Consider the following 16,048-nt stretch of genomic DNA (forward strand, 5'->3'; position numbering starts at 1 on the left):
CGCCCCCGCCACCCCTGCCGAACCCTCGAACGGTCCGAGCTCCATACCGACCTCCCATCCACTTCTGGCGCCGGAACGGACACCCGGTTTCGGGTCCCTCCGTCGGCGCAGTCCTTCCCCCTCACCAGTGCCGGAGCCCACGCCCCGCCCACACCTTGCAGTCCAATCACACATTTCCAGGATAACGCCAAGAAATACCGGCAACACCGGAAGTACCGGACATTATCCAGGAGTGTACAGAAACCTAATGGGTGGGCCGCCCGGCTGTTTCCTGGAAGTTGAGAGGACGGGAGACTGGCGGCTCAGTCGGACAGGACGGCCTGGGCGGCGGCGACGCCGGTGCCGGACGCGGTGGCGCGGTGGCCTCCAGCCTGGAGGGCGCGCTCGATGGCGCCCACGGTGGCGAGCACGTCCGCGGCGGTGACGCGGTTCATGTGGCCCACGCGGAAGTAGCGCGTCTTCAGCTCCGGGTGGAGGCCTCCGGCGATGGCCACGCCCTGGGCCTTCACGCGGCCGACGAGCGAGGCGTCCATGCCGTCCGGGTAGTACAGGGCGCTCAGGGTGTTGGCGGCGACGGCTTCGGACGTGGGGAGCATGCGCAGGCCCATGGCGCTCCACGCGGCGCGGAAGGCGCGGGCCATGCGGCGGTGGCGTTCGAAGCGGGCCTCCAGCCCTTCAGCGAGAATCTGTCCCAGGCTCACGTCCAGCGCGCGGATGAGGGACGTGGGGGGCGTGGCGAAGTAGGCGGGCTTGCCGGCTTCGTAGGCCTCCATCACCGGCAGCCACTCCGCCCAGTCCGGGTACACGCTGGCCACGGGCACCTTGCGCTGGCGCCACGCCTCCAGCGCGCGCGGGCTCACCGTCAGGAGCGCCAGGCCCGGCGGCACGCCCACCGCCTTCTGGCTGGCGGTGAGGTACACGTCCGCGCCCCACGCGTCCTGGTGGAAGGGCTCGCCCGCGGTGGCGCACACGCCGTCCACCACCGCGAGCACGCCGTGCCGGCGCGCGGCCTTCACCAGCGACTCCACGGGGGCCAGCACCGCGGTGGAGGTGTCCACGTGGGTGACGGTCATCAGCTTGAAGGGGCCCTTCCGCAGCTCCGCCTCCACCTGGGCCGCGTCCGGCGCGCCGCCCAGGGGCGCGCGCACGTGCGTCACCTTCGCGCCGTGGCGCTCCAGGATGAAGGCCATGCGGTCGCTGAAGTAGCCGGTGTTCACCACCAGCGCGCGGTCGCCCGGCTCGGTGAGGTTGGCCACCGCCAGCTCCATCGCCAGGGTGCCGCTGCCGGAGACGACGAAGGGCTGCGCGCCGGGCGCGAGTGAAATCTCCCGCAGGCGCTTCAAGGCCCGGCCAAAGGTGGCGATGAAGTCCGCGTCCAGGTGCCCGGGCACCGGCGCCGCCAGCGCCGCCAACACGTCAGCGTCCACGTCCACCGGACCGGGAATCATCAACAGGTCTCTCACGGCGACACACCCTCCTTGGGGCACCCTCCAGGGGCGGAAGGGGCAGGCCCCACTGTGGCCAGCGCGGCCCCGCCTTGTCCACGGCCGCGAGCCTCCCGCGAGCCACGGCGCACGCCGGGTGGACACCGTGAAAAGGAAGACGCCGGAGCCCCCCGTGTGACTGGGGAGACTCCGGCGTCAGGAGCTGAAGGGACTGCGAGAGCGGCTGACTAGCGGTACTGCGCCGTCAGGGTGTCCGCGCGGGCCGACTGGCCGGGGCTGAACCGGTCCATGCAGGCGTCGTCGGTGTAGTCCATGAAGTTCAGGATGGGGTCCGCGCCGTCGCCCGCGCAGGTGTCGCGGCCCGTCGGGCAACCAAACGCGGCCGAGGCCTCCGGAGGCGTGTCGCTGACCGAGTCGCCAGGGGCGGCGCAGCCACCCTGGAACGTGTGGTACAGGCCCACCCAGTGGCCGACCTCGTGCGTGCCCGTGTCACCCAGGTTGTACGGGGACGCGGTGCCGCCGGGGACGCTGCTGTAGAGGAGGACCACGCCGTCCATGGACGGCTGACGCGCGTAGTTGGAGGGGAACGTCGCCCAGCCCAGCAGGCCGCCGCCGAGGTTCGCCGTGTAGATGTTCAGCGACTCCTTGCCACCCTTGCGCAGCGCGGCCTTCATCTTCTTCTCCGCCGCGGAGCCGCTGTTCAGGTTGTACCAGGTGCTGTTCGTCGTGCGGTCCGTGCCCGCCAGCGTGAACTTGAACGGCGTGTTCGCGAACGCCGCGTTCAGCACGTTCATCTGCGCGGTGATCTGCGAGTCCGGGATGTCGCCGTTCGCGATGCCCGTGCCCTTGTTGATGACGTGGAAGTACGTGGGCACGTTCACCGAGCCCACCGCGCGCTTCGCCTGCACACGGCCCGCGATGGCCGCTTCGATCTCCGCCTTCTCAGCCGCGGACGGCTCGATGGTGGCACAGCCGCGGTGCGGGAGGGCCTCCTGCGTCGGCGCGGCCGTCTCCGCCGGGGCCTGCTCTTCGGGCGCCGGGGCGCTGCTGCTGCAACCCGCCAGGGACATCAGCGTGCCAAGGACCACCGCGACACGACCACTGCGCTGCGCGACGTTACGAAGCATGTTTTCCCAACTCCTCGGAAAAGTGGGGAGACGGAAATACACCCATGAAACAGCGGAAGTCAACCCATGCTGAAAAATTGCAATCCCAGCAAACCCAGTTGACCCCCAACAGGTTGTCCGTGGGCGAGGTGACGGGGCGTATGTGTTTCACGCCGGAAATGGACGACGCCGGGGCCCCCGTGAATGGGAGACCTCCGGCGTCAGGAAACGGCCACAGCGATGGAAGCGCCGAAGAAGGCGCGGCCGGCTAGCGGTACGACAGCGTCAGGCTGTCCGCGCGGGTCGACTGGCCCGCGGTGAACGTGTTCATGCAGCTGTCGTCGGAGTAGTCCATGAAGTTGTAGATGGGGTCCACGCCGCCACCGGAGCAGGTGTCACGGCCGACGGGGCAGCCGTACGCGGGCGAGGCCTCCGGAGGCGTGTCGCTGACCGAGTCGCCCGGGCTGGCACAGCCACCCTGGAACGTGTGGTACAGGCCCACCCAGTGACCGACTTCGTGCGTGCCGGTGTCGCCCAGGTTGTACGGGGACGCGGTGCCGCCGGGGACGCTGCTGTACAGCATCACGACGCCGTCCATCTTGGGGTTGCTGGCGTAGCTGGAGGGGAACGTCGCCCAGCCCAGCAGGCCGCCGCTGAGGTTCGCCGTGTAGATGTTCAGCGACTCCTTGCCACCCTTGCGCAGCGCGTTCTTCATGTTGCGCTCGTTGGTGCTGCCCTGCGCCAGGTTGTACCAGGAGCTGTTCGTCGTACGGTCCGTGCCCGCCAGCGTGAAGCGGAACGGCGTGTTCGCGTACGCCGCGTTCAGCACGTTCATCTGCGCGGTGATCTGCGAGGCCGGGATGTCGCCGTTGGCGATGCCCGTGCCCTTGTTGATGACGTGGAAGTACGTGGGCACGTTCACCGAGCCCACCGCGCGCATCGCCTGCACGCGACCCGAGAGCATGGCTTCAATCTCCAGCTTCTCATCCGCGGACGGCTCGATGGTGGCACAGCCGCGGTGCGGCAGGGCCTCCTGCGTCGGCGCGGCCGTCTCCACCGGGGCCTGCTCTTCGGGCGCCGGGGCGCTGCTGTTGCAACCCGCCAGGGACATCAGCGTGCCAAGGACCACCGCGACACGGCCACCGCGCTGCGCGACGTTACGAAGCATTTCCCAGCTCCTCGAAAAAGTGGGGAGACGGAAATACGCCTTGCATGACTTGAAAGTCAATGGACCGGCATTCACCGAAATATTCGCAAATCCGTATGGGCTCCCAGGGTGTCCCCCGCAGTGAAACAGGGGTTGTCTGGCTTACCCACGGGTCACTTCGTACCGCTGGATTTCAGGGTGTGGGCGAGGGGCTCGTGGGCGCGGGAGTCTCGGGAGGCGCGGGAGGCTCGGCGGGCGTCAGCGGCGCGGGCGCTGTCTGGGGTTTGCCCACCTGGTCCAGGGATTCGTGATTGCTGACGGAGAAGCGCACCAGCGCGCGGAGGATGCGATTGCGCTTCACGTTGCCCAGCACCTCGCGCAGGTCGTCGTAGACGGTGGGGTCGGAGACGAGCGCGCCCAGGGTGCCGTCGCCCTTGGCCACGGTGGCGGTGATCTGCTTGATGTCCGCCGCCGCGCTGCCCAGGTCCGCGAACATGCCCTTCGCGTCGCCGTAGACGAGCTGGTGCACTGCGCCATTGGGGCTCTTCTTCGCGTCTTCAATCAGGCCCGCGAGCTGGCCCGCGGCCTCGCCCAGCTGTTGCAGGGCCACCGCGCCGTCCTGGCCGTAGATGAGCGCGTGCGCGGTGCCGTCGCCGCGGCGGACTTCACCGAGGATGGCCTCCACATGGCCCAGCGCGCCATCCATGCGCTTCGCGGCGCCCGACGCGTTGGCGAGCAGGGTGTTCACCTCCTGGCCCGTGCGCTTGTCGTAGATGAGGGCGTGCAGCGCGCCGTCGCCCTTCTCCACCTCTTCCATGATGGCGCGCAGCGACGCGACGCTCTTGGCCAGGTCGCGCGACAGCTCCGGGTTCGCGTAGACCTTGACGGCGTCCTTGAGGGACTCGCTGATGGCGACGGAGTTCTCCATCACCTGGCTGGCGCTGCTCATGAGCTTGGACAGGTCCCCGCCGCTGCTGGACTTGACGACGCCGCCGGGGGGCACGGCCGGCTGGTCCGCGCTGCCCAGGGAGATGTCCACCGCCTTGTCGCCCAGGACGCCCATGCTGGTGAGCTTCGCCACGGAGTCCGCGCGAACGCGGTCCGAGTAGGCGCTGGCGACCTGGAACTGCACCTCCAGGCGGCTGTCCTTCAGGTCCGGGGAGAAGGTCACGCCGTTGACGCGGCCCACCTTGAGGCCGCCAATCCAGACGGGGGACTGGTCGCTCAGGCCGTCCACGCTGTTGAAGTAGGCGCGGAAGACGACCTGACGCTGGAAGAGGTTCGACTCGCGTCCGATGAAGAAGACGACGACGCCGGCCACTGCAAGGCCGACGGCGACGAAGACGCCCGCGCGCACGGCGAGGCGCTTCTCCTTCGAGGTGGTCGTGAAGAGACTCATGGTGTTCCTCGGGGGTTCAGCTCCAGGCGGCGCGCGTCCAGGAAGGCCCGCACCTCCGGCACCGTGGAGCGGCGCATCTCTTCAGGGGTGCCCACCTGGACGATTCTACGGTTGGCCAGCATGGCCATCCGGTCCGCGAGCACGAAGGCGCTCACCATGTCGTGCGTGACGACGATGGAGGTGGCGCCCAGCCGCTGTTTCATGGAGTCAATCAACTCGTTGATGGTCTGCGTGGTGACGGGGTCCAGGCCCGTCGTCGGCTCATCCCAGAGGATGACCTCCGCGTCGGTGGCGATGGCGCGCGCCAGGCCCACGCGCTTGCGCATGCCACCGGACAGGTCCGACGGCATCAGCTTCTCCGTGTTGGGCAGGTCCACCAGCTCCAGCTTCTCCGCCACGCGCTTGCGCACCTCCGCGGCCGACAGCTTCGGGAAGTGTTCGCGCAGCGGGTACGCCACGTTCTCCCCGACGCTGAGCGAGTCGAAGAGGGCCGCGCCCTGGAACACCATGGCCACGTGCTTCCTGACCTCCAGGAACTGCTCCTCGGAGAAGCGTGAGACGTCGTAGCCCTCGAAGAGGACGCGGCCGCCGTCCGGGTGCATCAGGCCGATGAGACACTTGAGCAGCACGCTCTTGCCCACGCCGGAGCCGCCGAGGACGACCAGGGTCTCCCCCGCGCGCACGTCCAGGTCCACGCCGTCGTAGATGCGCTTGGCGCCGAACTGTTTGACGAGCCCGTCGAAGCGGATGAGCTCCTCGCCCGGGGTGGGCTTGCGGAACTCGAACGGGGCGGGCGGGTCGACGTGAGGGGTGCGCGACTTGCGCGGGGTCCGGGACGGCTTCATTCGGGCTTCACTCAGAAGTAGAGCGTGATTTTCGTGATGAAGAAGTCCGACAGGCACACGGACACGGAGGTGATGGCCACCGTCTGGGTGGTGGCGCGGCCCACGCCTTCGGTGCCGCCCTCCACCGCGAGCCCCTTGAAGCAGCCGACCAGCCCGATGATGAGCCCGAACACCGCGCCCTTGATGACGCCGGACAGGAAGTCGCCCATCAGCACCGCGTCCAGCGCGCCCTGGAAGAACTGATCCAGGGAGATGCCGTACTGGGAGCGCACGACGAGCGCGCCGCCAATCAGGCCCACCACGTCGGAGAACACGGTGAGCACGGGCATGACGATGAGGCACGCGAACACGCGCGGCACCACGAGCTTGCGCAGCGGGTCCGCGCCGAGCGCGCGGATGGCGTCCACCTGCTCCGTCACGGTCATGGAGCCCAGCTCCGCGGCGATGCCGGACCCGATGCGCGCGCCCACGGTGAGGGCGGTGAGCACGGGGGCCAGCTCCCGGAACAGCGTGAGGATGACGACGCGGCCCACGGTGTACTGCACGCCGAAGCGGGCGAGGAAGTAGCCGAACTGCAGGGAGATGACGAGGCCGGCGAAGGTGGCGGTGAGCAGCGCGATGGGCAGCGAGCGCACGCCCAGGGACTCGGTGTGGAAGATGAGCCCGGCCACGTCATACGGGGGGCGCACGGCGCGGCTGAACACCTGGCCCGTCATCACGGACAGCGCGCCCAGCGACTCCATGCGCTCCTTGAGCCGCTCCTTGAGGGTGGGGCCGGAGGGGCTGGGGGGTTCGGGCATCATTGCAGGCGCTCCGCGTGGAAGCCGGAGACGAGGCTCTCGAAGTCGGCCATGCGTGCTTCGGCGGCGCCCACGGGGGACACGTAGCTGAAGTCGAAGACGCAGTTGTCCTTCTTGACGACGACGAGTTCCAGCGACACGGGGACGCCGTCGAGCTTGGCGACGTAGCGGCTGCGCAGGGCCTCGCGGCCATCCAGCGTGAAGGTGCGCTGGCCCAGGTCCTGCCGTTCGGTGAAGCCCATGAGCAGGTGCTTCGTGAGGACGGGCAGCGACGGGTCGTCGTGGTCCTTGCAGGTGGAGTTGGTGGCGATGACACGGCCCGTGTCACCGCGTTCCACGAAGGCGAGGTCGTTGTCCTCGAAGCCCGTGCGTTGCCAGACGTCCGTGGGCAGGGGGCCGACGCGGTACTTCACGTCGGACTTCTGGAGCACCGAGTCCTCGAACGTCGCGCGGTGGCACCCCGCGAGCAGGGGGGACAACACGAGCGTCAGCAGCATCCGCGACATGGCACCATTTCGTTCGTCCCGAGGGCTTCCGGGTGGGACGGCGCACGTCATGGTGCAGGCCTGGGACGTCCGCAACAACTTCGTTGGAGCAAACGTCGACTACCGCTCCTCACGCCGTCAGCGAGCGCCCGCCGCCTCGGAAGGACTGCGGGCGCGACACGCGCGCGTCGGTGTGAACACGAAGCAGACACCACGGCGCTGGCGCGTATTCCGGGCGCGCTGGAGGTGCCGCTCTCCCGCCGTGTCCCCGGTCGGACGCGGCGGGCCCGCTCTCCGGGGGAGTGCCTCCGCGTGGAGCGAGGACGCATGTTCAGCCGGGAGTCCCCAGGGGATTCTCACGAGGAGGATTCAATGGACGGCGGACTGGCGATATTTGGATTCGGGTTGTTCCTGCTATCGATTGCCAACCTGTTCGCGCGCACGTCGTACTGGCTGGCGTGGCCGCTGCTGGTCATCTCGATGTTGACGATGGGGATGGCGTTCAGCGAGTCGAAGCGGCTGCGCGAGGTGTCGCTGGGCGCGTCAGCGGCGCTGGCCGTGCTGGGCATCATCGCGTGGGCGACGGGCACGGTGTGGTGGCTGACGCTCGCGGTGTTCCTGTTCGCGGCGGCGTTCGGGGTGTTGTGGGCGGAGTTCCGCTACGCGTACTTCGGCCACGTGACGCAGGAGGAGCTTTCGCAGCGGGCGAAGCGCGGGCCGGTGCACTGGCCCTGGCAGCGACGGCGCGTGCACTAGGGAGACGGCGTGTCTGTGTTCACCTGTCCCGCGTGGACGGTGAGCCACAGGGAGTCACTGGCGGCGGCGGCTCGGACGAGCCCTGCGTCGGTGGTGGTGAGGAAGACCTGCGCGCCGCTCTGGGCCAGGTAGCCCATGAGGTAGGCATTGCGCTCCGGATCCAGCTCGCTGGAGACGTCATCCAGGAGGAGCAGGGGGAGGAAGCCCATGGCGGCTTCCAGGTTTTCGATCTCCGCGATCTTCCAGCCCAGCACCAGGGCGCGCTGCTGTCCCTGGCTCGCGTAGGCGCGGGCGCTGCGGCCGCCGAGCGTCACGGAGACGTCATCCACGTGAGGACCCACGGAGGTGAAGCCGCGGTCCAGGTCGCGGCGCAGGCGGCCCGCGAGCGCTTCACGCAAGGCGGCGGCGAGCGCGGCCTCGTCCGCCTGGGCGAAGTCCGCGCCGAGGTGCGCGGGGTGGTAGGCGTACACGGCGGGGTCGGCGGTGCGACCGATGGAGGCGAACGTGGCCTGGGCGCGAGGGGCGAGTTCCGCCATCAGCGCGCGGCGGCGGGCGTAGAGGCGGGCGCCCGCACGGGCGAGCGTTTCGTCATAGGCGTCGAGGTACGCGGCGTCGACGGAGGCGCCGTCTCGGAGCAGGCGGTTGCGGTTCTTGAGGGCGCGGGCGTACTCGCGGCTTTCCTTGAGGAAGGCGGGGAAGCGGTTGAACACGGCGCGGTCGAGGAAGGCGCGGCGTGCGTCGGGGCCGCCCTTGATGACCTCGAGGTCGTCGGGGGTGAAGGCGACCACGGAGACGCCGCCGAAGTAGTCCTCCAGGCTGGAGGCCTTCTTGCCGTCCACGAGGGCCTGGCGGGTGCCCCCGCCGACCTCGACGGAGATTTCGCGCTCGGCGCCCTTGAGGAGGAAGCGGCCGGTGACGCGGGCGGCCTGTGAGCCCCAGCGGACGAGTTCGGAGAGCCGGCCCGCGCGCAGGGGCTTCAGGGTGGCGAGGAAGTAGAGCGCCTCCAGGAGGTTGGTCTTCCCCTGCCCGTTCTGGCCCACGGCGATGGTCGCGTGGATGCTGGGCGCGAGCTGCACCTTCGGGAGGTTGCGGAAGTCCTGGACCTGGAGGGAGAGGAGGCGCACAGCGTCACCGTGAGGGGGGCCCTTCGTACTACAGATGCGGCGGGCGGCCAGCGTCGTGATGCGGGGTGCTCCGCTGGCTGGGGGGCACGGGTGGAGGCGGGCCGAGGGGTCAGTCCTTCCGAAGGACCGCGATCGTCTTCAGCACGTTCCAGAGTCCGTAGAACGCAGTTCCCGCCTCGACCTCGATCTCCACGTCCTCGGCATTCCGACGCTGGAGCCGGAGCCGACTCAGGGACAACTTGTTGCCAGCGTCGGATGCGAACGCAGCCTGGATGTGAGCCGTGTCCGTCGTGGCGTTCTCCAGCTCACTCCAGGGCACATGCAGGAGTCCGGCTTCCCGTCCCAACACGATGCGCTCCGTGGTGACGAGTGCCCAGTGCGCAGGACCTGCGAAGTACGCGATGACAGGGAGCTCGTCGGCACCCAGTGCCGCACGCTCCAGCAGATACGCTCGTGCATCCTCGGGGAGGTTGTCGAAGGTGCGTGTCCGCAGCCCTTCTCCTCCCGTCTGGGTGAAGACCCGAAGGAGCCGTCGGAGTCTGGCTTCAGCGCTGAGTCCCTTCATCGCGTCAGCTCCTTGACCAGTTCGATCGTATCCTTGTTGATGCGGCGAAGCTGGAACCCGAAACGCTCCGCGAGCGCAGGGCTCAAGAACCCCTGATTGATGACGGCATGCCCGGTGATGCTCAGCCGTGAGGCCCCCGCAGCTCGCGCTTCTGCCTCGAACTCCGAGATCAACCGCCTCAACGGTGCCGCTCCCTTGGCCTCTGCTTCGATCAGCAGAATGTTGCGCTGGAAGGTCGAACCCACCAGTCCTTTGTTCCCGAAAATGCGGAAGCCGCTGAGCCTTTCGGGAGGACGCTGGGTGGATTGTTGAAGAAGTTCCTCCGCCGACGGGCGCATCTGTCCTGGACCTCCGGTGCCTGACCTCCCGGGCTCATGGAGGATGATGGCCGCCCCCGCTCCGCCTCCCATCATCGTTGCAACGCGCCCCACCGGCACCGCGACAGCCTCCATCCCCAGTGCGCCCGACGCAGACAGGGACAACACCGGCACGGTCGCTTCGGCACCGGCAACCCACCCTGTCAGCGCCCGAGTGCTCGCCGCGGTCGTGCCGCCCGCCAGGAGGAGCTGGGTCGTCAGTCGGGACACTTCCCGGATCTGCTCGCCAACCGTCATGGACTGGAAGCGCTCCCAATATGCGGGGGAGGACGCGATGAGCGCCGCCACTCCAGCAGGCAGGTGCTGAAGCGCGAAGAGACTGTCCAGCGGACGCGACAAGACCTGGCCGACGGCATGGTACAGCCCGGCCAGGGCGTCCTCGGCTCCATCCAGGGAACGACCGATGACGTCCGCGTCGTCGTACACCTCCACGACGAACGAACTGAACACAGGCTGCAGCTGCGCGTCCGCCGGTCGGAACACGCCCCCGGTGTCGAGATAGAAGCGCCCCAGTTCGAAACCCAGGGCGGCAAAGACTCCATCCTTCCATTCCACCGCCGCCACCCGCTGCTGCGTGCGCCCGCTGATGACCCACGCGAGGTAGCCATCGGGGCGCAGCACCACGGCGCGATGGAGCCGTGCCAATCGATGCAGCAAGTCCTCCCGCGACACGGTGCCGCCCTCCATCACCTCGCGCAGCAGAAGGCTCGCGCCCATGCGCGGCGGGAAGTTGCCCGCTGTCACGGGCTTCTTCAGCAGGGCCGCCAGCAGCTGCGTCGCCTGCGTCGGCGTCAGCGAGGATTCACGCAAGGGCCTCTCGTCCCGGGGGTCCAATCCCGCGAGCACCAACAGGCGCTCGAAGGCGTCCGCCTCCACGGCGTCGCTCACCTCCGGCCGGCCCCCGGCTCCCGTGCTCATCGGGCGCTCCGGCCGGTGACGCCTCAATCGCGACGGTCCACCCTGCGCCAGGGAGACCGGGGAAGGAGGTGCCAGGGGCTGGGACACTCCGCGGGCGTCCCTCAAGACACGGCCGTGCCCGGACGGTGGCCTCACGGAAACGCAGCCTGTGACCAGCAGGGCCGCGCTCAACACCAGGGCCTCAACGCGCATGGTCCACCCCCAGGCCGAAGGACGCGTAGGCCCCAGGACGCAGTGCTCCGTCTGCTTCCGGGAACAGCAACGTCCCGCCCTGCCCCAGTGCGTACAGCTTCCCAGCGAAGCGCCAGCGCACCTCCCCTGAGAACAGGTAGCGGGTCCCAGGCTGGCCCGCCCCCACCGCGAGCACACTCGCCGCGAGTTCAAGGTTCCTGTCGAACAACTGCAGGGCGAAGCGCCCATCCGCGTCCACGCGGCCCCACGAGAAGGCCTCCACGGCGCAGGAGAGGGTCAGGTGCCGTTGCACCAGCCCTCCCAACCGCTCCGCGTCCCAGCCGACATTCGCTTCGGCGTAAGCAGAGGCTCCATCTGGAAATGGTGCCTCCGCCAGGGGCCGGCCGGAAGGCCCCGCCGCGCGAAAGCGCGCCAACTCGTAGTCCGGACCGAAGGCGCCCTGACGGAAGCCTCCATGTTGTCGCCGCGCTTCCAGTCGCAGACGTGCGTTCAACCACGGCGTCTCCGCGTCAGCGCCCACACCCGCCACCGCACCCCATGCACTGCCCGTCCCCGGCCTTCCACCCCAGCCGGCCAGCAGGTGCAGTTCAAAGCCCGGTCGCACCCACACCACCGCGGTCCCATCCAGGTGGGCCAGCGTGAGCGCAGGCGAAATCCTCTCGCCCTTGCCGACGTCGTGCACGGCGGACACCGCCAACGTGTACCGCCCGGGTTGCGGCGGGCGGCCGAAGAGGACGTGTTCCAGGTCCACCTCTGCCTCCGCGCCCAGGAGGCGTGCGCCCAGGACGTCCGAAGCGAAGGCCTCCACGTAGAGCGCGCCGAGCGTTCCCGTGAGGAAGCCACCAGCCGGGTGGTAGTCCGGGTTGCTCCGGTTGGAGTAGCGCCGCACCAGGTGGCCGGACAGCAGGCTGTAGCTATCCAGGGCTCCCACCCAGATGCCCCAGGGTGCTTCGTCCGACCCCCACTTGAGGGCGCGCACCACCTGCCCCCAGTCCGACAGGCTGTCCCAATCCTCCTGACGGAGGCGTCCTGCGTCCCGCTCACCGCCCCACAGACGCAGCCGCACCGGAGCGCCCAGGCTGACGCCGAACTCTGCCCCACCGTCCACCACCAGCGTGGGGCTCACCTGGGCGAAGCCTTCGCTCCGCCCGGCGACGTTTCGAGGCAGCAGGGCCAGCGTCGTGACATCGAGCCGCGCCAGGAAATGCCAGTCATCCACGGATGGAAGCGGCGGGCCCTGGGATGGCGCATCCCTGACAGCGGGCACTTTGGAGGGTGTCTCCTGCGGGAGGGCCGCCGAGCCTGTCCCTGGCAATGACAACAGTCCCAGCACCGCGATCCAGCGTCCCCTCATGGGCATCCCTGTCTTCCATCACGGCTTTCGCCCGGTGTCGGAAGACAGGGACTACCAGAGGGGTCTGACCTGCCCGGTCATGGTGATGGACAGCACGGGCACTTCAGGAGTGTTCCCTGGGACAGGGAAACACCTACGGCCTCCCCTTTCCCAGCTGGTACACGAAACCCGTCCGGGTGAAGAGATAGAGCACCTCTTCACTGTCGTGCTTCACCACGAAGATGCGCGCTCCCAGGAGCGCTTCGTTCGTGAGTCCAACGGGCCTGGACAATGGCATCCATTGCAGCAGCCCTGCCTGTCCGTCCGCGCGCGTTCCCCGCACCGTCGCCGCGTACACGTCCGTCTCCGTCAGCGCCACCGGCCAGCCCGCGAGCGACACGTAGTCCACCACGCGCCCTTCGTCCGGCAGCGGCTGCGTCAGCGGCAAGCCCTCCGGCAATCGCAGCACCACGCCGTCCCGCAGGCCCACCCTTCCGTAGCCCACGCCTCCGCCTTCGCGGCTCCACACCTTCACCGGCTCCGCGTCCCCCAGGGGCAACGGCGTCAGGCTCCAGCGCCCTTCCTTCGACTGCGCGTACTCGAAGAGGCCCCGGCCCGTGGCCACCCAGCCTCGCACCCGCTGCGGCGTTGCTCCCGTCAGGCTCACGGTCCGGTCCCTCGCCAACGAGCGCACCGGGAAGCCGGGATCCGGCGTCAGGCGCGGCAACACGCCGGCGAGCTGTCCCGGTTCAGTCGTCGGTGAGATGCCTTCCAGGTAGTAGAGCTGATCATTCGCCGCGATCACCAGCGAGCCTCCGTCCGCCGTCGCGCCCTGCCCCAGGAAGGGCCCCGACGTCGGCGCGCCGCTGGGCGCCAGCAATTGCGGCCCGTACGTGCTCCCCAACGACACGTCCGCCGTCGTCCCCTGCGTGTTCACCTTCGCCACCTGCCCCGACTCCAACACCAACCATCCCGCCGAGCCCTCCACCAACCCGCCCAGCGCGGGCTGCTCCAGCACGCCCCCGTCCGCCTCCACCGACGACGCCGTCACCGACAGCCCCACGCGCGCGGGCAGCCTCGAGTCCGGCACCTCCAGCGACAGGTAGTCCCGCGTCAACGCCAGCAGCCCGTTGCCCAGCGCCGCCACGCTCAGCGGCACCCGGTCCAGGTACAGCGGCCGCAACGTGGACAGCGTGCGGCCCCGCCACACCTGCCCGTGCTCTCCACCGAGCAGCGCCCCCGCGCCCTGTGCATCGTCCACCGCTCCGGCTCGCGCCAGCCGCGTGCCCGTCGTCCCGTCCGAGGACAGCTCGGAGAAGTCCACCGGCGCTTCCAGCGGCTGCGTGAGACAGGCATCGCTCGGATTCACCACCGAGCTTCCCACCACGCGCGCCAACGTGCGGCGGCCCGCCTGCGCGGATTCGCACAACACCTCCACGCCCAGCGCTCCGTCCGACACCGGCGTGAATGCCACCAGGCGCCCGCTCCCGCACGGCGTGCAGTCCGCCCAGGCCCGCTCCAACCGGGGCTCGCCTCCACTGCGCCGCAGCACCCAGGTGCCCAGCACGTGCCGGCCGTCCAGCGGCCTCCGCAACGCCCAGACCTCCGCGGTCTCGCTGTGACGCAGCGACCACACCGCCGCGCGCTCCGCCGTCGCAGGGCTCGGCGCTCCTCCCGCGGAGATGGGGTCCTCCGGGTTGAGCACCTTCCAAGTGTCCCTGCCGCCCGGCACGCTCGTGGGCGCTCGCCAGAAGAAGTACTCCGGCGTCACCACCACCGGCAGCGCGTCAGGTCCTGCTCCAGCGTCCTTCGTGAACAGCGACGTCGGAACGGGCCGCACGTCCAGGTAGGGCAGCAGCGAACCCGGCGGACACGGCGGCAGGGGCGCGGCGCCACACACCTCCACGCCCGCGTCCGGCAGGGCTCGCAGTGCGCCCGGATAGAGCGTGTACGCGCCCGTGTCAGGGGCCACCTCGCCCGCGCCCAGCGTGTCGAGCAGCACCGCCAACAGGCCCCGTTCCAACCTCCCCGGCGCCGTGCGCAAGCCTCGCACTCCCCGGGTCACGACCGCGGGCTCCACCGTGAGCGCCGCGACCTGCGGACGCGTGTCGTCCAGGCGACCCAGCAGCAGCGCGTTCTCTCCGCTCACCGCGCTCCGCGGCGTGACGACCGCCACGCGGGTCCCCGTGAACGCGAGCTGCGCGGGTGTCAGCGCCGGAGGCTCCACCGTCAGCGCCCGGACCACGCGCCCGTTCGACAGGAAGGCGCCACCGTCCGCATGGCCCACCACCACCTGGCCTCCGCGCGTGTCGGACGCCACCATCCTGGCATCGCCCTCCAGCAACACCGGGTAGCGACGCGTCGCCTCGAAGGTCGGCTCGCTCGCGGAAGTCACGGACTCCTCCGTGGCCTCGTGGCAGCGGTTGTCGATGCCGCAGCGCCACGCGGGCGGACACGCCGTGTCGCGCACGTCCTCGGACTGCGTGAGGTCACAGGGGAACGCGTTGCCCTCGTCCACCTTCACGCCACCGGAACACGCCGCCGCCACTGCCCAGAGGCTCGCCGCGCCCAGCAGGCCCACGAGGAACCGGCGTGCGCTCGAGCCCGAAACTCCGGCCCGCGAGCCTTCGCCACCTGCGGGCCTCATGTGTCGCGTGTCTCCAACTCGGGCCTGCGCTCCTTCGCCGCTCATGGAAACACCCCCGCGAAGCCCAGCCCCCGGTGCGACGGCACCAGCGCCACTCGGGGCCCTCCTTCCGGCGGCGGCATCAGGTACAGCCCCGCGCCCACCAGCAGCGCTCCGGCCGCCATCACGCCCAGCGCCAATGTCTTGTCATTCCCCAGCTTGCGGTCCTGTTCCTGGTAGTACGCCAGCGGTCGCAGGTTCTGCCCCGCGCACGCGGCATCCCCTCCCGGACACAGCTCGTCGTTGAGCACCTTCTGCCTCGACAGCGCGATGAGCCCGTACACGCCTCCGCCCAGGAGCGCCGCGCCACCGCCCGTCAGCAGCGAGTACGGCAGCACGCGCGAGGCCGGCGGCGGCAGCGGCGCACCACTCGCCTCCGCCACCGCCCAGGGCACCAGCTGCCTCAGCGTCTGCGGATCCTTCGCCAGCCGCGTGCTGCGCCCCACCGGCTGCCCCTTCACCGTGTCGATGACCTGGAGCGACAACTCATACGTCGCGCCCAGCTTCGACAGCGCCCCCGTCAGCACGTAGCGCGCACCCAGCACGTCGCCCAGGTCCGTGGCGCAGGACGACGGGTTCGTGTCACACGCGCCCAGCAGCTGCCGCTGCCGCTCCGTGCCCAGCACCGTCTGCAGGTCCTTGCGCGACAGCACCTGGAACAGCCCGCGCTCGGTGAGCGTCTGCACCACCGCGTCGGTGAGCGCCGCCGCCTGCTCGGGCTCCGCGCCCTGCGGCGTCAGGTCCGAGACCAGCAGCCTCGGCTTCTCACCCTCCTTCAGCGGCGCGGCCTGGACCTTCGCGCCCGCGGGCGGCGGCGCCACCTCCACCGCTGCCGCACCGCCCGCCGCGAAGGCCCCCACCGCCCACAAC

Annotated in this window: 14 protein-coding genes; 1 reads left to right on the forward strand and 13 read right to left on the reverse strand. The window is 69.8% G+C overall.

Annotated features, from left to right (window positions below):
• Positions 1–302: 302 nt before the first annotated feature.
• The 7 genes from D7X12_RS28240 to D7X12_RS28270 all read right to left on the reverse strand — a co-directional run bounded on the left by D7X12_RS28240 (position 303) and on the right by D7X12_RS28270 (position 7,248).
• Positions 303–1,463 (reverse strand): pyridoxal-phosphate-dependent aminotransferase family protein, encoded by a 1,161-nt coding sequence (locus tag D7X12_RS28240; RefSeq protein ID WP_120628369.1) that lies wholly within the window; start codon positions 1,461–1,463, stop codon positions 303–305.
• A 209-nt stretch (positions 1,464–1,672) separates the two neighbouring features.
• The gene (locus D7X12_RS28245) at positions 1,673–2,572 is read right to left on the reverse strand and encodes a zinc metalloprotease (RefSeq protein WP_120628370.1); all 900 of its coding nucleotides are present in this window, start codon (positions 2,570–2,572) and stop codon (positions 1,673–1,675) included.
• 247 nt (positions 2,573–2,819) lie between these two features.
• Positions 2,820–3,719 (reverse strand): zinc metalloprotease, encoded by a 900-nt coding sequence (locus D7X12_RS28250; protein WP_120628371.1) that lies wholly within the window; start codon positions 3,717–3,719, stop codon positions 2,820–2,822.
• 172 nt (positions 3,720–3,891) lie between these two features.
• Complete coding sequence (locus D7X12_RS28255; protein ID WP_120628372.1) at positions 3,892–5,097, reverse strand: MlaD family protein; 1,206 nt, start codon at positions 5,095–5,097, stop codon at positions 3,892–3,894.
• The gene (locus D7X12_RS28260) at positions 5,094–5,942 is read right to left on the reverse strand and encodes an ABC transporter ATP-binding protein (RefSeq protein WP_120628373.1); all 849 of its coding nucleotides are present in this window, start codon (positions 5,940–5,942) and stop codon (positions 5,094–5,096) included. The genes D7X12_RS28255 and D7X12_RS28260 overlap by 4 nt, the downstream gene beginning before the upstream one ends.
• 11 nt (positions 5,943–5,953) lie before the next feature.
• Positions 5,954–6,745, reverse strand: a complete 792-nt coding sequence (locus tag D7X12_RS28265) for an MlaE family ABC transporter permease (RefSeq protein WP_120628374.1) — start codon at positions 6,743–6,745, stop codon at positions 5,954–5,956.
• Positions 6,742–7,248: a hypothetical protein gene (locus D7X12_RS28270; protein WP_120628375.1), complete on the reverse strand. Its 507-nt coding sequence runs from the start codon at positions 7,246–7,248 to the stop codon at positions 6,742–6,744. Before D7X12_RS28270 ends, D7X12_RS28265 begins: the two co-directional genes overlap by 4 nt.
• Before the next feature lie 351 nt (positions 7,249–7,599).
• Between D7X12_RS28270 and D7X12_RS28275 the strand changes: the two genes are divergently transcribed.
• The gene (locus D7X12_RS28275; RefSeq protein WP_120628376.1) at positions 7,600–7,983 is read left to right on the forward strand and encodes a hypothetical protein; all 384 of its coding nucleotides are present in this window, start codon (positions 7,600–7,602) and stop codon (positions 7,981–7,983) included.
• Here D7X12_RS28275 and recF read toward each other — a convergent pair.
• From recF to D7X12_RS28305, 6 genes are all read right to left on the reverse strand, one after another.
• Complete coding sequence (recF, locus tag D7X12_RS28280; RefSeq protein WP_120628377.1) at positions 7,980–9,107, reverse strand: DNA replication/repair protein RecF; 1,128 nt, start codon at positions 9,105–9,107, stop codon at positions 7,980–7,982. The two genes, D7X12_RS28275 and recF, sit on opposite strands and share 4 nt — an antisense overlap.
• Positions 9,108–9,216: 109 nt before the next feature.
• Positions 9,217–9,672, reverse strand: coding sequence for a hypothetical protein (locus D7X12_RS28285; protein WP_120628378.1), 456 nt, complete (start codon positions 9,670–9,672; stop codon positions 9,217–9,219).
• Positions 9,669–10,967 carry a hypothetical protein gene (locus D7X12_RS28290; RefSeq protein WP_120628379.1) on the reverse strand — a complete coding sequence of 433 codons (1,299 nt, stop codon included), beginning with the start codon at positions 10,965–10,967 and terminating at the stop codon, positions 9,669–9,671. The genes D7X12_RS28285 and D7X12_RS28290 overlap by 4 nt, the downstream gene beginning before the upstream one ends.
• Before the next feature lie 181 nt (positions 10,968–11,148).
• Positions 11,149–12,513: a hypothetical protein gene (locus D7X12_RS28295; protein ID WP_120628382.1), complete on the reverse strand. Its 1,365-nt coding sequence runs from the start codon at positions 12,511–12,513 to the stop codon at positions 11,149–11,151.
• Between the two features lie 133 nt (positions 12,514–12,646).
• On the reverse strand, positions 12,647–15,139 hold the full coding sequence (locus tag D7X12_RS28300) for a hypothetical protein (RefSeq protein ID WP_147443829.1): 2,493 nt from the start codon (positions 15,137–15,139) through the stop codon (positions 12,647–12,649).
• Positions 15,140–15,180: 41 nt separating this feature from the next.
• Positions 15,181–16,048: CsgG/HfaB family protein (locus D7X12_RS28305; protein ID WP_208719338.1), on the reverse strand; the 868-nt coding region annotated here is incomplete at its 5' end.

This window comes from Corallococcus sicarius (genome assembly GCF_003611735.1).
Taxonomy (GTDB): domain Bacteria; phylum Myxococcota; class Myxococcia; order Myxococcales; family Myxococcaceae; genus Corallococcus; species Corallococcus sicarius.